The organism is Pseudomonas akapageensis (assembly GCF_011355085.1).
GTDB lineage: Bacteria > Pseudomonadota > Gammaproteobacteria > Pseudomonadales > Pseudomonadaceae > Aquipseudomonas > Aquipseudomonas akapageensis.
Genome location: NZ_VXCP01000053.1, coordinates 19,304 through 42,902, shown reverse-complemented (window position 1 = coordinate 42,902; position 23,599 = coordinate 19,304). Strand labels below are relative to the sequence as shown.

18 protein-coding genes and 2 pseudogenes are annotated in these 23,599 nt (G+C 56.5%); 8 read left to right on the top strand and 12 right to left on the bottom strand.

Annotated elements, in window-relative coordinates; translation table 11 throughout:
- Positions 1-5: 5 nt before the first annotated feature.
- From F2S13_RS26400 to F2S13_RS26375, 6 genes are all read right to left on the bottom strand, one after another.
- Positions 6-1,571, bottom strand: a complete 1,566-nt coding sequence (locus F2S13_RS26400; RefSeq protein WP_166366456.1) for a DHA2 family efflux MFS transporter permease subunit — start codon at positions 1,569-1,571, stop codon at positions 6-8.
- Complete coding sequence (locus F2S13_RS26395) at positions 1,568-2,695, bottom strand: HlyD family secretion protein (RefSeq protein ID WP_166366455.1); 1,128 nt, start codon at positions 2,693-2,695, stop codon at positions 1,568-1,570. The genes F2S13_RS26400 and F2S13_RS26395 overlap by 4 nt, the downstream gene beginning before the upstream one ends.
- Positions 2,692-3,240: a winged helix-turn-helix transcriptional regulator gene (locus F2S13_RS26390; RefSeq protein WP_166366454.1), complete on the bottom strand. Its 549-nt coding sequence runs from the start codon at positions 3,238-3,240 to the stop codon at positions 2,692-2,694. Before F2S13_RS26390 ends, F2S13_RS26395 begins: the two co-directional genes overlap by 4 nt.
- A 376-nt stretch (positions 3,241-3,616) precedes the next feature.
- Positions 3,617-4,183, bottom strand: a complete 567-nt coding sequence (locus tag F2S13_RS26385; RefSeq protein WP_166366453.1) for a TetR/AcrR family transcriptional regulator — start codon at positions 4,181-4,183, stop codon at positions 3,617-3,619.
- A gap of 242 nt (positions 4,184-4,425) precedes the next feature.
- Positions 4,426-6,036: an AMP-binding protein gene (locus F2S13_RS26380; RefSeq protein ID WP_166366452.1), complete on the bottom strand. Its 1,611-nt coding sequence runs from the start codon at positions 6,034-6,036 to the stop codon at positions 4,426-4,428.
- A 63-nt stretch (positions 6,037-6,099) separates the two neighbouring features.
- Entirely contained in the window at positions 6,100-6,687 is a 588-nt protein-coding gene (locus F2S13_RS26375; RefSeq protein WP_166366451.1) for a 2-hydroxychromene-2-carboxylate isomerase, read from the bottom strand.
- Between the two features lie 201 nt (positions 6,688-6,888).
- Here F2S13_RS26375 and F2S13_RS26370 point away from each other — a divergent pair, with 201 nt between their 5' ends.
- Complete coding sequence (locus tag F2S13_RS26370) at positions 6,889-7,626, top strand: SDR family oxidoreductase (RefSeq protein WP_166366450.1); 738 nt, start codon at positions 6,889-6,891, stop codon at positions 7,624-7,626.
- Positions 7,627-7,670: 44 nt separating this feature from the next.
- On the opposite strand, the gene F2S13_RS26365 is transcribed toward F2S13_RS26370, so the two are convergent.
- Positions 7,671-8,579, bottom strand: coding sequence for a LysR family transcriptional regulator (locus F2S13_RS26365; RefSeq protein WP_166366449.1), 909 nt, complete (start codon positions 8,577-8,579; stop codon positions 7,671-7,673).
- Between the two features lie 130 nt (positions 8,580-8,709).
- On the opposite strand from F2S13_RS26365, the gene F2S13_RS26360 reads away from it, so the two are divergent.
- Positions 8,710-9,540 carry an oxidoreductase gene (locus tag F2S13_RS26360; protein WP_166366447.1) on the top strand — a complete coding sequence of 277 codons (831 nt, stop codon included), beginning with the start codon at positions 8,710-8,712 and terminating at the stop codon, positions 9,538-9,540.
- Between the two features lie 111 nt (positions 9,541-9,651).
- Here the strand turns inward: F2S13_RS26360 and grxC are convergent, their stop codons facing one another.
- Positions 9,652-9,903 (bottom strand): glutaredoxin 3, encoded by a 252-nt coding sequence (gene grxC, locus F2S13_RS26355; protein ID WP_166366445.1) that lies wholly within the window; start codon positions 9,901-9,903, stop codon positions 9,652-9,654.
- A gap of 75 nt (positions 9,904-9,978) precedes the next feature.
- The gene (locus tag F2S13_RS26350) at positions 9,979-10,497 is read right to left on the bottom strand and encodes a carboxymuconolactone decarboxylase family protein (RefSeq protein WP_166366443.1); all 519 of its coding nucleotides are present in this window, start codon (positions 10,495-10,497) and stop codon (positions 9,979-9,981) included.
- A gap of 133 nt (positions 10,498-10,630) precedes the next feature.
- Between F2S13_RS26350 and F2S13_RS26345 the strand changes: the two genes are divergently transcribed.
- Together F2S13_RS26345 and rfaD are read left to right on the top strand one after the other, a co-directional pair.
- A complete protein-coding gene (locus F2S13_RS26345) occupies positions 10,631-11,443 on the top strand; it encodes an AraC family transcriptional regulator (protein ID WP_166366441.1) in 813 nt (270 codons plus the stop codon).
- A gap of 230 nt (positions 11,444-11,673) precedes the next feature.
- Positions 11,674-12,708 carry an ADP-glyceromanno-heptose 6-epimerase gene (gene rfaD / locus F2S13_RS26340; RefSeq protein ID WP_166366439.1) on the top strand — a complete coding sequence of 345 codons (1,035 nt, stop codon included), beginning with the start codon at positions 11,674-11,676 and terminating at the stop codon, positions 12,706-12,708.
- A gap of 69 nt (positions 12,709-12,777) precedes the next feature.
- Here the strand turns inward: rfaD and F2S13_RS26335 are convergent, their stop codons facing one another.
- Positions 12,778-13,104: a DUF3077 domain-containing protein gene (locus F2S13_RS26335; protein ID WP_166366437.1), complete on the bottom strand. Its 327-nt coding sequence runs from the start codon at positions 13,102-13,104 to the stop codon at positions 12,778-12,780.
- 780 nt (positions 13,105-13,884) lie between these two features.
- Here F2S13_RS26335 and F2S13_RS26330 point away from each other — a divergent pair.
- The 4 genes from F2S13_RS26330 to F2S13_RS29285 are packed head-to-tail and all read left to right on the top strand — an operon-like array spanning position 13,885 to position 20,770.
- Positions 13,885-15,315 carry a Wadjet anti-phage system protein JetA family protein gene (locus F2S13_RS26330; protein ID WP_166366435.1) on the top strand — a complete coding sequence of 477 codons (1,431 nt, stop codon included), beginning with the start codon at positions 13,885-13,887 and terminating at the stop codon, positions 15,313-15,315.
- A gap of 4 nt (positions 15,316-15,319) precedes the next feature.
- On the top strand, positions 15,320-15,997 hold the full coding sequence (locus F2S13_RS26325) for a DUF4194 domain-containing protein (RefSeq protein WP_166366433.1): 678 nt from the start codon (positions 15,320-15,322) through the stop codon (positions 15,995-15,997).
- Entirely contained in the window at positions 15,987-19,634 is a 3,648-nt protein-coding gene (locus F2S13_RS26320) for an SbcC/MukB-like Walker B domain-containing protein (protein WP_166366431.1), read from the top strand. The genes F2S13_RS26325 and F2S13_RS26320 overlap by 11 nt, the downstream gene beginning before the upstream one ends.
- The gene (locus F2S13_RS29285) at positions 19,631-20,770 is read left to right on the top strand and encodes a hypothetical protein (protein WP_218584103.1); all 1,140 of its coding nucleotides are present in this window, start codon (positions 19,631-19,633) and stop codon (positions 20,768-20,770) included. Before F2S13_RS26320 ends, F2S13_RS29285 begins: the two co-directional genes overlap by 4 nt.
- Positions 20,771-21,644: 874 nt before the next feature.
- Here the strand turns inward: F2S13_RS29285 and F2S13_RS29930 are convergent.
- Positions 21,645-22,160: pseudogene (locus F2S13_RS29930) on the bottom strand (methyl-accepting chemotaxis protein); the annotation flags it as partial.
- Positions 22,161-22,502: 342 nt separating this feature from the next.
- Positions 22,503-23,381 (bottom strand): annotated as a pseudogene (locus F2S13_RS29925) (HAMP domain-containing protein); the annotation flags it as partial.
- Positions 23,382-23,599 lie beyond the last annotated feature (218 nt).

Genomic DNA, 23,599 nt, shown 5'->3' with positions numbered 1-23,599 from the left:
CGTGGTTAATGAGCGTCAGCGGACGGTTGTTTGGGCGGCTGGACTTTGCGCATCAACGGCACCATCAGTGTGGCAACCACGAAGCAGACCATGATCATCAGGAACGCGTCGGCATAGGTGAGCGTTTGTGCCTCCCGCCAGGTCAGGGCCCACAGTTGGCGCAGCGCCACCTGGCTGGCATCGAGGCTGTTCTGTCCGAGCAATTGTGCGTTCACGTTCAGTTGGTCGAGCCAGGTATTCATGGCTTCGTTACGGGCATTCAGGTGCTCGGCCAGCCTCAGGAAATGCAGGTTGGTCCGGTCGTTCAGCACGGTGGCGCAGGCAGCAATACCAATGGCGCCGCCGAGGTTGCGCATCAGGTTGAACAACCCGGACGCCAGCTTCAGACGGTCAGGGGCCAGGGCGCCGAGGGTGAGGGTGACAACGGGCGGAACGGCCATTTGCTGGGCAAAGCCCCGTATTGCTTGTGGTAGCAGCAGCTCTTTGGCGCCCCAGTCATGAGTGATGGGGGAGAAGTCCCACATCGACAGGGCAAACAAGCTCAGCCCCAGCATCAAGATCCAGCGCAAATCGATGCGGTTGGCCAACATTGCATACACCGGGATTGCCAGCAGCTGGAATATCCCGGTGGAGAACACCGCCAGGCCGATGTCCAGCGAGCCATAGCCACGTACACGGCCTAGAAACAACGGTGTCAGGTAGATGGTGGCAAAAATGCCGATACCGGTGATAAAGGAAAACAGGCAGCCCAGGGCAAAATTGCGTTCGCCCAGTGCGCGCAGGTCGACGATGGGTTCGGAAATTTCCAGGCAGCGCCAAATGAACAATCCGCCGCTGATGCCCGCAATCCAGGCGGTGGTCGTGATGGTGCTGTCGCTGAACCAGTTCCAACGCGGTCCTTCTTCCAGGGTGTACTCCAGGCAGCCAAGGAACACAGCCATCAGGACCATGCCGATGTAATCAGCACCCTTGAGCAAGGCGGGGTTGGGCCGGTCAACCTTGACCAGCATCGGCACGACGAAAGTGACGAACAGGCCGGGTACCAGGTTGATATAAAACAGCCAGTGCCAGGAGGAAATGTCAGTGATCCAGCCGCCCACGGCCGGGCCCAGGGTGGGGGCCAGCGAGGCGATGGCGCCGATGGTGGACGCCGCGATTACCCGCTGCTTGCCGGTGAAATACATGAAGGCTGTGGTGAATACCAGCGGGATCATCGAACCGCCCAGAAAGCCTTGCAAGGCGCGAAAGGCGATCATGCTCTGAATGTTCCAGGCCAACGCGCACAGCAGGCTGGTCAAGGTGAAACCTGCGGCCGACGCCGCGAACAACCAGCGCGTACTCATCACACGCGAAAGCCAGCCGGACATGGGAATCACGATGATTTCCGCGATCAGGTAGGCGGTCTGCACCCAGGCCGTGTCGTCTGCGCCGGCCGATAGGCCACCGCCGATATCCTTGAGCGACGCCGAGACGATCTGGATGTCGATCAGGGCGATGAACATCCCGACACACATGCTGGCGAAAGCGGCGACTTTTTGTGCCGTGCTGAGCGTTGGCAGTGGGTTGTTCATGGCTGGCCTGCCAACGCAACATCGTTGTGTTGCGGTGCGTCATGGGTATTGACCTCGGCAACCACGGACAACCCGGGACGTAGTGCGCTGAAGTCGGCATCGGCGCTGTCCAGGTGTACCCTTACCGGTACGCGTTGGACGATCTTGGTGAAGTTGCCAGTCGCGTTTTCCGGCGGCAGTACGCTGAACTGTGCGCCTGTGGCCGGCGCCAGGCTTTCGATGTGACCGTGAAACTCGCGACCGGGCAGAACATCGGCCCGGATACTGACACTTTGGCCAACCTGCATGTGCGCCAACTGGTCTTCCTTGAAGTTGGCATCAATCCACATTCCCTTCGCCGGCACGACCGACATCAGTTGGCTGCCGGCAGCGGCGTAGGCGCCGACCCTGGCACGACGGTTGCCCACATAACCATCCACGGGGGCGCGCAACTCGGTATAGCCAACATTCAGCAGGGCCTGTTCGCGCTCGGCTTGCGCTTGTTGCAGTGCTGCCCGGGCTTGTCCGCGTTGGCTTTCAATCACGTCCAGTTGACGGCGAGCCGCCAACAGCCCGGCGTCTGCCCGCGCGCGATCAGCCCGGGCGGTTTTCCAGGTGGCTTCGACCCGCTGGGCACTCTCTATCGACACGGCCTGGGTGCGAGCCAGGGTCTGGTAGCGAACGTTGTCATTTCCTGCGCGTTGCGCTTCGGCATCCGAGGCGTCGATCTGTGCCTTGGCCTGGTTGATCACCGCCTGTTGCAACTGTTCGGTCGCATCGAGATTGATCAGGGTGGCCTGCTGCGCTGCCACGGCGCCATCGGCCTTTGCCAAGGCAGCGCGGTAGTCGCGTACATCGATACGGGCAAGCAGGTCACCGGCTTTGACGAACTGGTTGTCCAGCACCGCCACCTCACTGATGTAACCCGGCACTTTGGCGCTGATGACCGTTACATCGGCACCCACGTAGGCGTCGTCGGTGTCTTCGATGAAGCGGCCGGCCACCCACCAATAGCTGCCATACCCGACGGCACCAATCACCGCGACCGCCAGTATCCCCAGGCGCAATGCTTTCTTGCGACGTGCGGGAGCGGATGTGGCAGGGGGGGCTGCTTGTTCGGGCTCAGGGCTGACTTTAGCGTTCATGGCGAAATGACCTCTGCGAAAAGTTGATTGGAAACGGGACTGACCAGAGCATCGGTTTGCCGGTAGGACTGGCCGGTACGGAAACGCCATTGGGCCAGCGCATTGGCATTGTGTGACACATGAAACCGATGGCCTTCTCGGGTGATGGGCATACCGGTATTGGCATCGATCAACAGCAGCGCCACGGGTTGACCGGTTGTTTCGTCTGCCAGGAAAACCTTGTCGGAAGCGTTGGAGTGGCGGGCGCCCCAGGCCATCAGCGTCAGGATCACCGGGCGCAGGTCTGCGCCCGCTACGGTGAGGTGGTACTCATGGCGTGGTGGGTTGTCCTGGTAGGGGCGGCGTTCCAGTAAGCCGGCTGCCACCAGATTGTTCAGGCGGCGGGTCAGGGTGCTTGAAGGGATCCCAAGGCTGTTGAGGAACTCGTCGAAACGGCGCAGGCCGTAGAAGGTATCGCGCAGGATCAGCAGGCTCCAGCCGTCACCGATGTGCTCCAGGGCATGGGCGACCGGACATGGCATGGGTTCGAAGCTGGCTCTTTTCATCAGGCATCTCCAGATCGGCATCGTTGTATGATGGTCATAATATTACACAGTTAATTTCATGATGAAAGTCACTATGGCGAAGAGCCGGTGCCGATCGTCGGATAGCTTTCGGGGCCAGGGGAGGGGAAGGATGTGAATGGAGAACGGGATCGACGGTACGGTCGACAGTGTGCCGCCTCGCCAGGATTGACGCCGAAGCAACAGAACGCTGGGGGAAAAGATCGGTTACTTGGCCTCAGCAAACACGCCGATGCTTGCCTGCAAGGTAGAGAGTGCCTGGGTGATGCGGGAAAGTTTGCGGTCCGTGACGCCGGCCAGACGGTTCAGTTTCGAGTCGCTGTTGGCCTTCGGCTGACCGCAAAAGCCCTGTGTTCTTCTATTTTTCCTGGGGGAAATAGCTTTTCTCAATAGCTTTGCGGGTCGAGGCGATGATGTCCTTGCGCGTTCGTTGTGTCTCGACGGCCCGGGACAGGACCAGCGCTCCCACACATTGAGCGATGACGGCCCATGCCGCATCAGAGCTTCCGAGACGATTGGCCCAGGCTTTCTGTATTTGCTTGAGTCCTTTTTCGACAGCCTCTCGTACCTCCGGTTCTGCGCGCGCGATCTCTCCACCAAGGGCAGGAAGGACACAGCCTTCTTCAGGATGAAGGACATGAGAAGTACTCAGATAGCTGCGCAAGCATTGCTCCAGCTGTTCGCCTGATGCGTTTTGTCCGCCTGCCAGCATTTCACTGCTATTTCTGATTTCATCTTCGATCACTGCCTGAAATAGCGCCTGCTTGGACGGGAAGTGACTGTAGAAAGCCCCCCCGGTCATTCCGATGGCAGACATCAACGCATCGACTCCCGTCGAGCTAAAGCCACCTTTCTTGGTGATCGCCCTGGCCGTCTCGATCAGCTTCGTGCGCGTCTCGTCTTTGTGCGTTTTGGAGTAGCGCATTAGCGTTCCTCAGAGTTCGATTGACATGGCATAGATCGTAGCATATGGACCGTTTAATAAACGATCGTTGTGCAATTGGGTGATTATGGTCAATATCGTGGACGTTCTATTTTGATGTCGGTAGCCCTGCATCTTATTTGGCGCAAGCCAACTGCCAAGGCTATGTGCGGAAAAAGGGGGCGGGCAAGCCCCCCCCTTCAATTTCCCCTGGATACCCTTGGAGACGCTTTTCGTGAGAGCAATTACCTGCAGATCGGGTTTGGCTGCGACCGCAAATCCTTGCGCAAAATCTTGCCAACCGATGACTTCGGCAGCGCCTCGACGAAGGTGACGTACTTCGGCACCTTGTACCCGGTCAGGCCTGCGCGGCAGTGCGCCTTGATGTGCTCGACCGTCACTGTCGACGTTCGCGCCACAGCAAACAGATGCGGCACTTCGCCTGAGCGCACATCCGGGACGCCGATGCACGCACATTCGAGGATGTCCGGATGGCTGGCAACCACGTCTTCGATCTCGTTCGGATAGACGTTGAAGCCCGACACCAGGATCATGTCTTTCTTGCGGTCCACCAAGTGCATGAAGCCGTCTTCGGCCAAATTCACAACGTCGCCGGTCTTGAACCAACCGTCGTCTGTGAAGGCTTTGCGTGTTTCGTCTTCATTTTTCCAGTAGCCCGCGAACAGCTGCGGGCCCTTGACCTGCAGTTCGCCGGTACCGCCCGATGGCACCTCATTGCCTTCGTCGTCAACGATACGCAGCTCGGTGGACGGCATTGCGATACCGATGCTGCCATTGCGTCCGCGCGGATTGAACATCATGCAAGGAGAGGTTTCGGTCAGGCCATAGCCCTCGGTGATCGGTGTGCCGCCGGCGGTGATCCAACGCTCCACCACCGCCTGCTGTACCGAAGCGCCGGCACCGATGACGGCATAGGTGTTGGTGAAATCCACGGTTTTAAGTTGCGGGGCTTCCACCAGGCTATTGAACAGCGTATTAACCCCCATGAACATGTCGAACGGTGCACGCTTGAGCTCATTTATCACCGACGCGGTATCCCGTGGGTTAGGGATCAGTCGCAGATTTGCGCCCTGTGCGATCGACATCAGCGCGACTGACATCGGGTACACGTGATACAGAGGCAGTGGCAAGACAATGGACATCGGCTGAGCATCATCGGCAGGCGTGAGCCATAGCAGGATCATTTTCAAACTGGCGCCGACGCTGCGATGGGTGAGCATCGCTCCTTTCGACACGCCGGTGGTACCACCGGTGTATTGCAGAAAAGCGATGTCGGCGGGGAGCATTTCTACTGGCACCCATTGCGCCCGGTCACGGTCCCGAAGGACAGTCGCAAATGGAAGTGCATGATCGCTGACGATCTGCTCCAGCAGCCCGATGACCGGCGTCGCCAATACCTGCTTGATGGCAGTGCGCTCGATGATCGACTCCAGGGTAGAAAGAAGGGGTTCAGCAATCACGATGCAGCCGGCCCCCGAGTCGTGCAGCTGATGCTCCAGTTCCCGAGGCGTGTACAGCGGGTTGACGTTTACCACCACCATCCCGGCTTGAATCACACCCGCAAGAGCGATCAAGTAAGGCAGACTGTTGGGCATCATCAGAGCCACGCGATCACCGCGTTTCAGGCCGGACTGATGAAGATGAATTGCGAAATTTCTTGAGAGCCGCGCCAGTTGTTCATAACTCAACTGCTCGTGGAGACAGGTGGCGGCAATCCGTTGGGCGTGACGTGCGAACGATTGTTCGAGGGTGGTGAGCAGCGTTTCTTGCTCGTCCATTTCTATTTTGTCGGGAAAGTTGGCGGGGTAGGCTGGATTTCTGGCGCATTGAAGCATGATTCACTCCTGTGTAATTGTTTTTAGCCAGGTGAGAAAGTACTTGCTGTCAGATGAAGCGCTTCAGGACAACGCTTCCTCCACGAAGGCCAGCCGGTCTTGACCAAAAAACATCTCGTCTCCTACAAACATCGTCGGGGCACCAAATACGCCGCGCTCCAGGGCTTCGTCGGTGGTGCTTCTAAGTTTTGCCTTGACATCCTGTTCATTGGTTAAAGCCAGGATCTCCTCAATGGAAAAGCCTGCCCTGATGATTGTGCGGCCGACTGATGGCGGTTCGTTAAGGTTCAGGGCTTCGACCCACAGGGCATTGAACAGCTGGGTCAAGAAGGGTTCGAACCGTTCCGGTTGGCGCATTTGCACACCGGTCACAGCCCGCATCAGTTGCAGGGTGTTGATGGGGAAGTGTGGGTTCATCACCAAAGGCACGCCATAACGATGAGCAAAGCGTCCCATGTCGATGGTCGTGTAACGACCTTTAGCGGGCACGGCTGCGGGAGAGGCATTGCCGGTGGCCTGAAAGACTCCACCCAATAGCATCGGCCGGAACACCAGCTCGGCACCTTTTGCGGCACATATTTTTGGCAGTTGCGTCCAAGCCAGATAGGACGCTGGACTGCCCACATCGAAGAAAAACTCCACCTTCTTCATTCGTACACGCTCCTTAAATAAACGTACGTTTACTAAACGAACGTTATTCCTACGTTTCAGATCTGTCAAACCACTGCTTCGAGATCGCACATGCGGTGTTCAAAACACGACCATTAACTGACCGAGCAACGAGTGGCTTGACCGTCTTTGAGGCCGAGCGTATGTTTTATAAAAAAACGATCGTTCACCAAAGGAGCTGCAATGACTAGTTCAATCGAAGCCAAGGTCGCGTTGATCATCGGTGCGGGTGATTCTACGGGCGGTGCCATCGCCAAAAAGTTTGCGTCCGAGGGTTACATCGCCTGCGTCACTCGTCGCGATGCCGAAAAGCTGCAACCGCTGGTCGACAGCATCCGCGAGCGGGGCGGCGTGGCCCACGGTTTTGCCTCTGATGCGCGCAAGGAAGAAGAAGTGGTTGCGCTGGTCGAACACATTGAGGCACACATTGGACAGATCGACGTCCTGGTGTTCAACATTGGCGCCAACGTGCCTTGCAGCATTCTTGACGAGACAGCCCGCAAGTATTTCAAGATTTGGGAAATGGCCTGTTTCTCTGCCTTCCTTAACGCGCGCGAGGTTGCCAAGAGAATGGTGACCCGGCAGCGCGGCACCATCCTGTTCACCGGGGCCACGGCCGCCTTGCGTGGTGCCGCCAACTTCTCGGCCTTCGCGGGTGCCAAGCATGCTCTGCGTGCCCTGGCCCAAAGCGCTTCCCGTGAACTGGCGCCGCAGAATATCCATGTCGCCCACATCGTGGTCGACGGCGCGATTGACACCGACTTTATCCGCACCCAGTTCCCGGAGCGCTACGCTCTCAAGGATCAGGACGGCATTCTCAACCCGGAACACATCGCCGACAACTACTGGTACCTGCACACGCAACCGCGTGACGCCTGGACCTTCGAGCTGGATCTGCGTCCCTGGATCGAAAAATGGTAGAGCCGGGGCTATAGTCGCCAAGGTATCGAACACCTGAGTACACCTCAGGTGTCGCTGCCCAACTGGCGAGCGGAGCGGGCAAAGTCGATGAACGCTTTGAGCGGTGCCGGCACATGGCGGCGACTCGGGTAATACAGGTGCAGACCAGGATAATAGGGGCACCAGTCCGCCAGTACCTGGATCAAACGGGCATCAGCCAGATACCTGCTGACCATGTCTTCGAACACATAGGCTAAACCCACACCTTGCAGTGCCGGGCCGATCATCAGGCTGACATCGCCGAGCGTGAGCGGGCCGCTGACTTCGATTTCCTGGGTGATCCCACCGCGTTCGAATTCCCATCGGTACATCGAACCGCTGGGGAAGCGATGGCGGATGCACGGCAGGCCATGCAAGTCCTCGGGTTTGCGTGGTGCAACCTGTCGTTTGAAGAACGCCGGGGAGCCCACGACCACTGAGCGCATGTTCGGCCCGATGGGCAGTGAAACCATATCGGCTTCCAGGCGGTTGCCAAAGCGTACTCCTGCGTCAAAACCACCGGCCACTACGTCCACCAGGGCGTCGCTCTCGACGATTTCCAGGCGGATATCCGGATACGTCTGCAAGAACTGGCTGACAATCGGCAGCAAGACCAACTCACATGCCTGTCGACCTGCGGTGATGCGCAGGCTGCCTGAGGGCTTGTCGCGAAAGCTGTTGAGGTCTTCAAGCGCATCATCAATGTCTCGAAAGGCCGGTTTCAGCCGGGTGTAAAGCCGTTCCCCGGCTTCAGTCAACGCCACGCTACGCGTTGTTCGATTGAACAGACGCACGCCCAATCGATTCTCCAGGGCACGCAATGAATGACTCAACGCCGAGGGGGTGAGGCCGAGCTCCACTGCCGCCCGGCTGAAATTCAGGTACTGCGCAATGCACAGGAAGATCGACAGATCGGCGGTGGAGGGAGGTTTCATTTGTGAGTACCTTTCACAAAGTCATTCGAAATACGTGGGATTATCACATGAGTAGTGCAGATTTAAAGTAGCGTCAACTCATCAAAAAGGCCCGGCAATAACGCTCGGGTCGCTGACAGGAGGAGTTGAAATGCGTACTTGGTTCATTACTGGCGCTTCCCGTGGTTTTGGTACCCTCATCGCAGAACACGCCCTGCGTGCCGGCGACGCTGTGATTGCCACCGCTCGTAAGCCACAAGACGTCACTGATCGCCTGGGCGATCACCCGAACCTTCTGGCGGTGCGCCTGGACGTGACCAGCGAAGCAGAAGCACAGCAGGCAGTTGCAGAAGGCATCAAGCGTTTCGGTCGCATCGATGTCGTGATCAACAATGCCGGTTTCGGTGTACTGGGTGCGGTAGAAGAAACCAGTGCCAGCGAAACAGAGCGTCTGTTCGCCACCAACGTGTTCGGCGTGCTCAACGTCACCCGCGCCGTACTGCCGCACATGCGTCGTCAGCGCAGTGGTCATATCATCAACATTTCTTCAATCGGCGGCTATCAGGCCTACATGGGCTGGGGTGTCTACGGTTCCACCAAGTTCGCCGTGGAGGGCATTACCGAAGCTTTGCATCAGGAACTGGCGCCGCTGGGCATTCACGCAACCGTTGTTGAACCAGGTTTCTTTCGCACCGACTTCCTGGACGGGCAGTCGCTGATCAAGACCGCCCTGGAGCTGCCGGACTACGACGAAACCGTTGGCAAGATGCGCCAGTTTGCCGAAGGCGCCAACCATGCGCAGCCTGGCGATCCGGTGAAGTTTGCCGAAGCGATGCTCGCGCTGGTCAACGCGCCAAAACCACCACAACGCCTGGCACTGGGCAGCGACACCGTCGCGCGCATCGGCGAGAAGAACCGCTTTGTGGAGACAGAGCTGGCGAATTGGAAAGAGCTGGCGCTCTCCACCGACTTCAAGGTCTAAGACAATCACCTGGCTAGACCGTGAAGACATGACACAAGAACCGGGCTTGCCCGGCTTTTGTGTTTCTCGGCAGCCCGATATTGCTTGATGCCATAGTCGCCGGTTATAGGGTCAGGCCAGCATCAACATCAACCCACCTTGGCGATCCAGCTTCGCCAGGTCGTCAAAGCCACCGATGTGCGAGTCGCCGATGAAGATCTGCGGCACGCTGCGGCGGCCGCTGCGTTCGAGCATTTCCTCGAGTTTGCCGGGTTCGCGCTGAATGTTGATCTCGTGTATCGCGATGCCTTTTGCAGCCAGCAACGACTTGGCGCTGTGGCAGTAAGGACAGGTGTCGGTGGTGTACAGGGTTACGTTGTTCATATTCTTTCTCCACATCGGGCCAGGTGTAGGAGCGAAGAGTCTTCGCGAGCGGGTTCGCTCCTACAGACGGCGTGATCAGGCGTCGATGGCCGGGAAGTCGATATCCGTCAGGGCGACGTTGTTCAGGTAGTTGGTCAGCGTTTGCGAGGCCACGTGGGCGACCACTTCGACGATCTTCGCGTCATTGATCCCGGCGGCGCGGGCCGCTGCGATCTGCTCGCTACTGAGGTGGCCACGGCTTTCGGTGATTTGCCGGGCGAGCAGGGCAAAGGCATCGAGCTTGCCTTCCCGGGCGCTGCGAATTTCCTGGCTGGAGAGCCCGGCCTTGCCGGCAAACAGCGTGTGCGCCGCCAGGCAGTAGTCGCAGCCGTTGACCTGTGAGGTGGCGAGGGAGATCGCTTCCTTCTCCGTAGCGCTCAGGGAAGTCTTGCCCAGCGCCGCCGAATTTTGCAGGTAGGAGGCGAGTACGGCTGGAGCCTGGGCCAGTACGCGGAAGACGTTGGGCAGGAAACCGATTTTCTTTTGCACACCTTCCAGCAGTGGGCGAGTGGCGTCGTTGGCGTGTTCGAGGCTGAGTGGGGCAATGCGGGTCATGGTGAGTCTCCATTATCAAAGCGCGACAGGCGCTGGGTACGGAGTTCATGCTAGTGATTCGGTCTGGTCAATTGGGTGCAAATCGTCGACGATATGCGACAGATCGTCCAGAATTGCTCTCGGGAGCCTGCCCATGGATCGCTTGTCCACCTTGCTCACCCATTTCGGCGTCAACGCCGGTACCTTTCACAGCGGCACGTTTTGCGGCACCACGGCCTTCGATGGCAGCCAGGCCTTTGGCCATCTGCATCTGCTGCGGGCTGGCGAAGTCACTCTGAAACTGGCCGATGAGCTCGAGCTGCATCTGACCGAGCCGACGCTGATTTTTTTCCCCCGGCCATACCGCCACCGCTTGTACGCCACTGAAGCCTCTGCGACTCAGTTGGTCTGCGCGTCACTGAGTTTCGACGGCGGCTCGGGCAATGCCCTGGCAGCGGCACTGCCGGAGTTTCTGGTACTCAAACTCGACGAAATCCCGACCCTGGCCAGCACCCTGGAATGGCTGTTCAACGAGGCCTTCGACGGCATCTGTGGCCGTGAAGCGGTGATGGATCGGCTGTTTGAACTGCTGGTGATTCAGTTGCTGCGCTACATTTTGAGTACGCGCAATCAGCAGCCGGGCATGATGGCAGGGCTGGCCGATCCACGTCTGGCGCGCCCCTTGAGCCAAATGCACGAAACGCCGGGCAAAGCCTGGAGCGTGGCCGAACTATCAGCGCTGGCCAACATGTCCCGGGCCAGTTTCGCCGAGCACTTCAAACGTGTGGTTGGCCAGGCACCGGTGGACTACCTGGTGAGCTGGCGTATCAGCCTGGCGCAGAAGCGTTTGCGCGAGGGCAAGCCGATTGCCCTGATCGCCGAAGAAGTCGGCTACGAAAGCCCTTCGGCACTGGCCCGGGCATTTCGGCGTAAAACCGGGGTCAGTCCGCGGGAGTGGAGGGGGTGAGTGATTATGATCCAGTGCAAATCAAGACAGAAGTTCGCCACTAGTTGTTCATGGCCGAATCCTGAATCGGATGGAATCCGCTGACCGTGGACTTTGGGGTTTCTAAAAATTGGAGATTGGGTCATGGTTGCTTCGATGTGCTCAAACCATCATATCCTTTGACCTCGGTTAATGTTTGCGCAGATTCCCTTCATTAAAATGCGGGCTTCGCACCCTCACGGGAATCTGGCATGACCATTATCGTAACCGGCGCCGCGGGATTTATCGGTAGTAACCTCATTCAGGCGCTCAACCAACGCAACGAAACCGAGATCATCGCCGTCGATGACCTGACCGCTGGCGACAAATTCCGCAATCTGGTCGACAGTGAAATCGCTGATTACCTGGACAAGGACGACTTTCTAGACCGTTTTCGTCGCGGTCAATTCGGCAAGGTGCAGGCCGTGCTGCACCAAGGTGCGTGTTCAAGTACCGTCGAATCCGACGGCCGTTTCATGATGGATAACAATTATCGCTTCAGTCGAGAATTGCTGGAGGTTGCCCAGAGCCAGCAGGTTCCGTTCCTGTATGCCTCATCGGCAGCAGTCTACGGCGCTGACCAGGACTTTCGTGAACAGCGCGATTGTGAGCGCCCACTGAACGTCTATGGCTATTCCAAGTTCCTGTTCGACCAACATGTACGCCGGCAGTTGCCCACTGCGCGCAGCCAGATCGTTGGGTTGCGGTATTTCAACGTCTATGGGCCCCACGAACAGCATAAAGGCGCGATGGCGTCTGTGGCCCTGCACTGCTTCAACCAGTATCAGGCCCACGGCAAAGTCAGCCTGTTCGGCAGCTACGGCGGTTACCCCAGCGGTGGCCATCTGCGCGATTTCGTTGCGGTGGATGATGTGGTCAAGGTCAATATGTTCTTCCTCGATCGCCCGCAACTGAGCGGCATCTTCAATGTCGGTAGCGGTCGCGCCCAGCCGTTCAACGATGTTGCCCTGGCGGTGATCAATCGGCTGCGTAAACACCAGGATCAACCGCCATTGTCATTAGAAATGGCCTTGCTTGAAGGTATTCTGGAATACGGCGAATTTCCCGATCATTTGCGGGGCAAGTACCAGTGTTACACCTGTGCCGACCTGGAACGCTTGCGCGCTGCGGGCTACAAGGCTGCAACATTGACTGTCGAGCAAGGTGTAGGTCTTTACTGCGACTGGTTGCAGGGTATCCAAAACCCGTCGCCAGCTACTCCTTTCAGGCAGGCGACGGCGGCTTGATATTGCGCATAGCCAGCAAGCCTGAATATCTGGCATTGCTGGCTACGGCTTTATGAGAAAGACGCGAAATCAACCTTCGGCTTTTTCCTCGCGTGCGGCAGCCTTGGTTTCAATCCCATCCACCACGGCATCCACTAGCGCCTTGGCCATTTCGATGGAGTGGAAGGTCGACCACAGCAACCCCACATTCGCGTCGGTCTCGCTGATACAGATCAGGTAGGTGGTTTCCCGCGCGCATCTTAGCGACAGGGACGCATGCACCAATGCATCTTCGGCGCTGATCCCGCCGCACACGGCAAACAAGGGGCCATGGCCGGCGTCACAGGTGCCGAAGGCGGTGGCTACGGTTTTGTAGAGGTCTTCGGAGGAGGGTGGATCGGGGACGACTTTTTTCATGGTGAAACTCCGATGCTAATAGATGGGAGCTACCACTTTTCGCTTGCACACGAATGGGTGGCAGCTGTACGCGGGTGTGCAAGACCGAGAGCACCAGAACCCGGCAGGCGCGAACGCCTCCCACGCACAGCCGCCATAAAACACTTCGCGAAGAAAGTTCTCCGGTGAGGGCTATGGAGCTGTTTGGTGCTTAACAATCTCGAGCTTGCACACTCGGCCGCTGATTTTGCAGCGACCGAACGAGACTAGAGTGCAGACCAAAGCAGCGCAACCTTCAGGAGGGCGACACGGGATGTAGGATAATTCCTTAATTTGAATTCAAGAAGAAAATTCCTCTTGAAATGTGTGGAAGAGGGGGCAGTCAGTAAGCAAATTCGCTCCGTCTTCAAAACCTCTATGGCTAGATACGCGGTTGGTGACGTGAGAAGGGTGGTATTCAGCGTCTTGGCTCTGACAGAAATATCCGCATGCTTTAAGGGAATTGACTGATTTAACCCGAATATTAAATCGGGGACAGTCAACGACATCGGGGCTATGCCACCGGCTCTATTTCGGATTATGACTTCATGACTTTTAGGAGTATTACCTCGAGGCACTACACGACAGTCGGTGCTCAGATGGTGATTCGCCATGTTGCCAGGTGATGAGCGCGCATTGCCTACATCTGGCAGTAGAAACACCGCTCCGGCACCGTAGTCTAGAATTCCGGGTCGGGATCGGCGCGACCTGGACGTAATCTTGGTGCTATGTCATTTGCGCAGATAGGCTGGGAGCAACAATGTGAGCGAGTCATTATTCTTTGAAGCTGACCGCGGAAGGTTCTTCCGGCCGCTAAACTCGTCGCGACGTGAACTCTTCGCGACCTGCCTTCGGCTGCTCTATGACCGATTGCACGGTCCAGCGGCCGATTATGCCCACAACCTCGGGCGGGATGATTTGACCGAGCTGGTGCTGCCGGTGGTCAAGGAACACTTGGCCAGCCCCCTCGCGGATACGGACCAGGATGAGTTTTCCTCCGCCGATGCCAACGACCCCCTCCAGTTGACCGGATTGGTCATTCGGGCTCTGCTTAAAGATGGCTGGCTCGAAAAGGGGATAGAGCGAGAAGGTCTGATCACCAGCTTCAAGTTCTCTAGGGCGGGCAAGCTTTTCGCCGAAGCCTTCTGGTCTTTACACCGGCCTAGCCGGAGTCGGCAGCGCAACATGCGAAGTTGTCGCAATGCACTTGATGCGGCGCTGACCCGGAACGACGCCCATGATCTGGTGGACGCATACGAATTCGCCGAAAGGGTTATTGAGGATCTGACCGAGGGTATCGACCTCTTTAGGGATCTCGCCCGGAGCTTGATGCGCGAGGCATCGTTGGTAGTCCGCTGGGACGACTTCATGGACTTCTTGCAGCGTTTTCGCCGTGACTACTCTAAGCAACTAACCGCAGACAGCGCCACGCTAAACCGTCAATCGATCCGGCAGAACCTGGAGAAGCTGCGAACCCAAGTCACTACTGCCCAATACCAGCGATTCGAGAATGACCTTCGGGAAATAGCTAGCTGGGCGGTGAGCGAGCATACAGGGGACTCAGTATTCGCCTGGATACTCGATCGTATCGAGGAGATGGTGGACGCTGCATGCAACACCAAACAGCCAATGTTCGTGAAATCCATGAAGGCGTACGTCCGCCGGGTTACAGGCCTGGTCCAGCAATCGATGATGCTTCAAAAAGGACATAACCGCCACAGCTTCATGGCGGTCATCCAGCGCCTGGCAAATTCGCCAAAGGACATCCAGGACTCAATTCTGTCTGGCATATCCGACGACATGGCCGCGGTCGAGATTCGGCTCCTGGATCCGTCTTCATTCAAGCTTCGCACCGCTACACAGCGACGCAAATCTCTCACAGTGACTATCAGGCCTCGGCCTACCAGGGAGGCCAGACTGGAGGCAGCGATGATTCGGGCGGAAGCCGAAGCGTTTTCAATCCCCAACGAGGACATAGTGGCAGTGCTCCGCCAGGAGCTCCGCTTAATCGGCAGAGGAATACGGCTCTCGTCACTGCCCCGCGAGACGGCAAAGCAGGCCATACATTTGTTTCAGGCGGTCGAAGCAGTGCGGAGCGCGAAGGGCGAAGACTTAATTGCGACTAAGCTCGCATTCCGCTTCGACGCTGACTTCTACAGTGGCTGCGATTACCTCATCGATTTCAGAGAGTGAAGGAATGAACTTGATTTCAACCGTCAACTTGCAACTCAGCTTGCAAAACCTGAGCCTCGATCGTTTTCGGCAGATAGTCACTCGTTTGCTGGCACATGGGGTGATTGTCCGGGATGAAGATCGTAACGAACAGTTTCTCTATGACGATGCCCGAAGAGTAGAACCGCTGCTCCTGGACTATTTCGACGTTGCGGGTCTTCGTCTCCACCATGACAACAATGCCTGCTTCTTTCGGCTCTATGCGCCTGGCGCGCGCGTGGATGGGCTGGCTGAGGACGACCTTGATCCTGTACCGGCATTGAGGGCGAAACTCTCTCCGGATTTTGTCGCTGCTGCACTGGCGCTGCGCTTCATTTATCAGGAGTCCCTCAATATGGGAAGCATCGAGATGAATGGTGAAGCGATGATCTCGCTTGAGGACCTCGCTGCGACGATGCAAACGCAACTACGCCGAAGCCTGCCATCGACGGCAGGGGAGAAAATGGACCTGTTGGGGCAGTTGCGGCGACACAAGATCCTGCGCTTCAACTCCAGTTTTAGCATCACTGATGAGGATGCATTCCTTGCAATTCGGCCGATGATTTTGGGGGTCGTCACGAATGACGCACTGTTATCAGCGTTGGATGCCGATGGGGTGATCGAGGTGCAGGCAACCATCGAGGAGCAGGACCGTGAAGATTGATCATCTGATTCTTGGTAACTGGGGGCAAATCGAACCGGGAGACTACCAACTCGGAGACATGACCTTGCTGACCGGAGGAAGTGGCGCTGGCAAGTCCACCTTCCTGGATGCACTGCAAATGCTGATGACAGCGGGCTATAAGGGCATCCTTCACTTTAACCCGGCCCAAGGCGAAGTTACACAGGATCAGCGGCAGAAGACCAAAAGGAACCTGGAATCGTACGTGGTCGGGGCCGAGTACAGCAAGTTTTCAAGGCCTGACGGTGCTCAAACTTACGTGGGGGCAGTATTCATGCCGGACAGAGGTGAGGTGGATGGCAAACCTTTCACCGCGCTTGTCGCAGCCTCTGCGCGGGTTGACGCGGTAGGTAACAACCGTATACCAGTGCTGGAGCGGTCAGAAGTACTGATCATTTTGGATGGCGTACGGCTCTCCGTGACTGAGTTGTTCAAGGACGGATCGCAGCAGGAGTGGGTGCCGGTAGAGGAGGTGGTCCGCATGCTCAAGGCGAAGGGCTACAACGCTATCCATTTCCCTGGCAAACGCGACTACCTTTGTGCTTTGTATGGCCGGTTCCGCGGAAAAAACAGTGTTATATGGGACGATGCCAGAGCGGCAGCCAAGGCTTGGGTAGAGTCCATCGCCTACAAGAAAATTGGCTCCGTGAATGACCTGGTCAAAGACGAAATCCTTGCCTTTGACGGTAAGGCTCTTCAGGAGGGTATAGAGCGCATCAGCGGTTTGATGAAGCAGGTTACCAACCTGCGCAAGGAGAGTGAGCGGTTACAGGCGACGCATGACCGACTCGCCTCGTTGACCGGTAAGATTACCGGCACAATCACCGGCCACGAAACAGTTCTTAAGCATGAGATAGCTCTGAGGCACCTGAACTTGTTGAGTCTCGACGCTGACCTTGAGTCTCACCGCAGCGAGGTGGAAGTTCAACAAGCCACCATCCTTGAGTATGAGGCGCAACTTGCCGGGTTGGACGATCAGAAGAGCGAAATCAATCGTCAATTGGTAGGGTTCGGTACCAAGCTTATGGGTTATGAAGTCCACCAGGAAAAGCAGAGCCTCGAGACGCTGGCTACGCAGGCTACAAAAACAGCAGTTCACTGTATTTCGACTTTACTTCAGGGCGTTGACCAGGCCCGGCGCCTGTCAGCGGCGGCGGATGATGTCCTCGGTCGGCACATCCCCCTGGAGATGGCGGGAATCTTTCAGGCCATGGAGGCAGTATCCGCTGCACACCGCGCAATAGAGCTTGATCAGTTGCAGCTCATTAATAACCAATTGAAATCCCTTGCCGCTCAGCCGGACCTCGATGTCGATGTGCTCCGGGAAGCGGCGTCCAAATGCACAAACATTCAAGCCGATTGGGATCGGTTGCACGCAACCCTGGTCGGGACGGATGAGTCCAGCCTGCTTTTGCGGTGTCACACCGCCCAGTCGCCGGTATCCGAAACTATCAGTCAACTCAATGATGAATTGAGAGACAAGCAAAGCGCCCGGGAGCGGATGGTGACTGGCGGTGGAAACTACCCCAAATGGGTGAGTGTTGCGCTAGATCGTATGCGGGAGGCCATACCAAGCGCCAATGTGCAGGTGCTTTGTGACCTGATTGAACCGGCGTCCGAACGTTGGCAATCGGCAATTGAAGGTTACTTGGCTGATGCCCGTTTCAACTTCGTGGTGCCAACTGAGTTTGAACGGGATGCGATTGACACTGCACAACGTCTGGGGTTGAAAACCAAGGTCATTCAGGGAGACTACTGCCAACAGCACGCTGATCTATCCCGAGTGCCAGCGGAGTCAATTATCCACGAACTGACCACTGAGCATCGCATAGCCAAAGCCTATCTCATCGAGCAATACGGTCGGGTTGTGAAAGTGTCCTCCAGTGAAGAGCTAAGGCATACACCGCGTGGCCTCACCATGGACGGAAAGGGCAGTGGATCCCGGACGATGTTCAGTGCAAAGGATGTGGAGCTGGTCTTTGGAAGGAAGGCCAGGGAAGCGGCCATCGAGAGACTGTCGGCCGAGATCATGGGGCTTGAGCAGAGACTTAGTACTGTTCGACGCCACCAAATTGACCTGCAGGAAATAATCAATGCGGTTCAGCGCCTTCAGAAGCCCCTGTTGGAGCTCCAACCGCTACAAGACGCGGCAACAAGGCTTGAAAGTGTCCAAAAGGCTTTAGCTAGACTTGATCTCACCGAGATAGAGAGTATCGAAGCCGAAATTGCAAAGCTGAACACTGACTTGGGCGCGGTCGAATCTACTACTAAGAAACTCGTCGGCGCGGCGGCGGTGTCCAGAAGAAACATCGACGATTGGAACGGTACGATATCCTCACTGGAGGAACGCAGACCCGAATTGCTACAGTCATTGACTAGGCAGATTGATCGGGTCAAAGGCCTTTGTGACGTGAACAGGGCCCACGTGGTGAATCTGTTCTTGGAATCTTCCTACGAGGTCGCTACTAAATGGAAAGGACGCGAAAGCGAACTGAAGTCTGAAATCCCTGGAATGCTTACTAAGACATCCCTCAAGGCTGGCGATGTCAGGCATGAACTGGCTGAGCACAATCGAGTCGCCCGGCAGGATGAACGCTTTACCAGTGGCGTACCGGATGTTCTGGAACAGGATCAATTCGATACTGTATATGGACATTTGGTCCTGCTGCGAAGCGAAGTCCTGGCCATGATTGCGGATCTGAAGAACATCGGCCTCCTGAACAATGCACAGGACCTGGCCGATGCTGAAGCCTCTTTCCGCGATGTATTTACCAAGCAGTTTTGCGTCGAAATCCGCGGCAAAGTGGAGGACGGCGTCCGCGAGTTGCGAATACTTAACCACGAATTGCGGAATCTGAAGTTTGGGTCCGATCGCTTTGAAATCGAGTGGTCGAAATGGGTGCCTGAATTCTACGAGTACTACACCTTCTTCGGTGCCGTGGCAGAGATGGCCGCCTCCAACGAGGCTCATGACCTGTTTGGTTCGGCATCGCTTACTGACAACCAAATTGCAGTGCGGGACAGGCTGATCGGTTTGTTACTGGATGACGACCATGAACGTGCAACCAAGGAACTGATGCGGATCGCGGACTATCGCAACTACCGCGTCTATGACATCGTGAACCACTCTGACAGTGGCGGAACAATCAAGTTGTCGGAGTGGGGCACCGGGTCGGGTGGACAGCTTGAAACACCGGCGTACATCGTCCGGGCCGCGGTGGTCACCAACAAGCTCAAAGTTTTCGAAAAAGGCCCTAGCCTCAAGCTGCTGGTGAACGATGAGTCCTTCGCGCGCATGGACGAAACTCGCGCTCGCGCCGTCCTGGGATTCTTACGTGACAACCTCAACCTACAGGTAATTTGTGCAGTTCCGACCATGAAGGCCGGCGCGATTCGTGATGAATTCACTCGCGAATACACTTTTACCCGTCTGTCTCCAGTGCAGAACGGGGAGCTCGACTTCATTTCAGAATGCGACTCTCGCGAGTTGAGGCCGGACAAGATGCAAACGATGTGGGAACAGCAGCGTATGTTTGCGAGGGAGCAGGCCCGCATGAGTTTCGACGTGGAGAACCCGCCGGAACCTAACGAGGAGCCGGCACAAGAGGATGTTGAATGAGTCTACCTATCTGGGCTCAGCAACCGGCGATCCAAGAGCTCCTGAACTACTTGGTAGACAGACTGGATGCTGCAGAAAAACGCGGAACAAAGCCTAATGCGGTGCCGCTCACGGAGGCCACTTGGCCTATGCTCTACACAACTCTGTACGAGTCGGAAAAGGAGCACTTGTGGTCGCAGATCCAGCAACTGCATAAGAGCGGCTGGATAGGAATCAAGCCGGAGAGGGCGGCAATGTCTTCTGCAGGCTATGCCTTGGCTCCCAAGGTTGACATTCGGGACGGTAAATGGCTTCGAACCGCTACGGGCAGAGCGGGTCGGCCGCAAACATCGAACGAGAGGTGGCGGGCGGCGGTAGATTCGGGTTTGCAGGCCTCTGAAGCAGTCAGGGCTGTTGTGCGGAATTTCTGCATTGATATTCCGGGGCGAGACATGGCGACAGTCGTAGAACAGCTCAATAAGTTGGTTGGACTTGCGAAGGAGCCTTTGTTTCTACGTGAGGTCTCTGCCCAGTTGTTCTGGGGCATGTCCAAGGTCTTGGATAACCGTCAAGCGATGGTGGCAGCAATCCTTGGCCTGACTGAATGTCCCTTTTTGGAGGCATCCATACAACTGCAGGTGTTCCTGCCGCACAGTGGGTGGGATGGCGTACTCTTTATTGAAAATCAGGTGTCGTTTGAGCGTGCGGTTCGTTCGGTAAACGCCGAGGTCTACCGGATGGCCATTGTGCACGCTTCCGGATTCAAGGGTTCGGCCATACGCTTGCGACAGGTGGCGACGTCATCTCTGTTCTTTTCGAGTCTGGGTAGCCTGGAATCCCTTCATACTGAACGCTTTAGCCGCTGGCTCTACGGTCAAGAATCTGGAGGGTCTCAATTCTGGGGAGACTTGGACTGGGCTGGCTTGGCGATTTTGGTGGCGCTCAGATCAAGTTTTCCAGGGACAGTGGCCTGGCAGCCAGGCTACCAACCAATGTTGACCAGTTTGACAAGTGGGAATGGCCATCGCCCCGACGAAGCTGACAAGCGTGGCCAGACTCCGGTCAGCCGTACGGGGTGCGAGTACACAGACAACTCGTTGATTCCTGCGCTTCAAACTCTGAATGCTTTTGTCGACCAGGAAGCGTTTAGGATTTAACCAAGTGGTATTGGGCGTGCCATGGCTCTGACCCATAAGCTTTTGATAAACCAGATCTTCCTTCACGATCCTTCGATGCACCGTAGGCGAAGTTCGCTGTGCCGGTTTGGATGCATCGGGGGCTGCAGGGTAGCTGGGGCGATTTTTTTCATAAAGCTCAAGGGTCACACGGTGGATGGTGAAGAAAAGCGTTCGGAGGAAAGTGGATGCTCACAACTGAGAACCATCAGTGGAGAAGGGCGGAAAAAAATTGCCAAGGTAATTGATGAACTTGGGTTGGCATAAAAAACTTGCTGGCGGGTTCGAGCACCGCCGCAACGATCGCTCCCTTGCGTTTGCTGAAGTAGCTGTCGCAATGATGCGGATCTTCGGGCCTAAGAGGCCCGGCTCGACGCCGGCTATACGAATCCTTTAGGGCGCGCATTGCTGCTCTGTCAGGTTGTGGAGCCGCAGAAATGCAAAACCCCGGAGGTTGGCCCTTCCGGGGTTTCGATGTTCTCCCTGCTGGGAAGAGAACATTGTGAAATGTTATCAAAGCAGTGCTTCTAGATCATGTCGATACGCGACACGTTACCGGGCTGTAGGACGGCGTCACGGCACCCAAGAGTGAGGATTGTGCTCGCTTGGCAGGACGGTGGTCTAGGGAGGGACGGTTGGGCAAAGCTCGCTACGTACAAGCGCCAATGGGGGGCGGGACGATTGCTGCCTTTGCCCCATCGGGGGGTTGCTCAATGCTACCGAGGCGAAGTGTTGTAGCGAATAAAATGAGTCAAGAGGGCGCAGCGTAGTTCTTGGGGAAACAACTCTTAGAGTCACTGCTGCGCCAAGAGATAGGGGCATGATGCCCCTCAGTTTGCTCTTACCGCAACGGCGGTTAGGACTTAAATCCGGACATCAACTGTTGTTGCTCATTTGCCAAGGTGTTCAGGTCTGCACCGATTTTGGCCGAGCGTTCCGAGTGATCTGCCAACTCTTTGGTTACATCACGGATGGCCAATACTGTTTTGCTCACTTCTTCCGAAACCGCACTCTGTTCCTCGGCAGCACTCGCGATCTGAAGATTCATCTCGCTGATTACCTCCACTGCCTCATTAATCCTCTCCAAGGCCAACGTGGTTTGCTTGACCTGCTCAACGCTGCCAGCTGCTTGTGAGTGGCTGTGTTCCATCGCCTGCACAACCGCACGCGTGTCGTTTTGCAGTAGTTCGACTACAAGTCGGATCTCGCTGACAGAATCCTGTGTGCGCCTGGCCAGATGGCGTACCTCATCAGCAACCACTGCAAATCCCCTACCTGATTCTCCTGCACGCGCAGCTTCGATGGCGGCATTAAGAGCGAGAAGGTTGGTTTGCTCGGCGATGGAGCGAATGACCTCAAGTACACCTCCGATCTTTTCACTGCTCTCTGCCAGGCCAGCAACATCAGTCATGGTCTGATCGATATGGCTAGCCAGCTGGCCAATGGCTGCTGCAGTATTCTGGACTGCACCGAGCCCGTCTCGAGCCGCAGCCTCAACATTCGCCGCAGCAGACGCTGCGTGGGCGGCATTCTGTGCAACGTCATGGGACGTGGCGGTCATTTCCTGGGATGCGGTAGCTACCTGTTCAATTTCCCTGAACTGCTGCAGCATGCCCGCGCTACCTGCGGCGGCGATATTGGCGGCTTGATCAGCAGTGACCCGAGTATCTGTAACTGAACGTGTAACCGCGGAAATGATTGGCTGAAGCTTGTTGAGAAACCGGTTGAATCCGTCGACTAGTGCACCCACTTCATCGGCCCTGGAATGCTTGAGCCGCTTGGTCAGATCTCCATCCCCGCTCGCAATGTCACCCAGCATGGTGGCCACCCGCTTAATGGGCTGGCTGATTGAGTGGCCCAGCCAAGCAATAAGCCCGAGGCCCCCGAGAACGACCAACAAGGCGATCCACAGCTGTGTCCGAGTGCTCTGGGTTCGTATGGATTCCAGGGAAAGGGTTAGCTGTTTGAGTGGAGTGATGACCGTATCCTGAGGGACGGAAATAATAGTGATCCACTGCCCACCTTCCGTGCCTGGGAATGAAGAAACGGCCACCATGTCGTCGCTGATCTCTGCAACAAGGCTCGTCTCGCCAGCAGAAACTTTCTCCATCAGTTTCCCAAGGTCTCCATCGATTTCAGCAGTTGGTTTGCCCAGGCTATTGGTCGATCGGCTGTCTGCTGCAACCAGGCCATCGGGGCTGACCAGCATCACACGGGCGACACCGCCGTAAAGTTTTTCTGCGGATTGAACTGCATGGTCTTGAAGGCTGGCGAGGCTGATATCAATACTCAGTGTTCCAACTGCCTTGGCGTCGGATAGCAATGGCACTGCAATGGTCGCCATGAGTGTTTTGGCACCTGAGGCGTCGGTATAGCTATAAGGGTTGGTTATGCAAGTTCGTCGCTGTTTGATTGGGCAGTTGTACCAGAGGGTGGCAGATGAACCATCATCTACAATCTCCTTTTCCGGAACTGTATAGCTGGCCGTTTGCTTGGATTGATAGATAGAGAATCGGCCTGTTTCATTGCCGGCGAAAGGTTTATCAACGAAAAGATTATCTAATGCTTGGTTTTGTTCAAGTGCGAGAGCCATTCCAAATACATTCGTCGAACTTGCATGCAATTTCAACGATGTATTCGCTGACTGGCGGACTTCGGATTCCGCAATTCCCCACGCTTTTTGAGCCTGTCGATTTTGATCGAGCTGCCGGGCAATCGACTCGCCGAGTGTCACTGTCGAGCGAAAAAAAGCTTCAGTTCGTTGCGCCTCAGACTTGCTTGCTTCGCTTAAATAAAGAAGAGCATCATTCT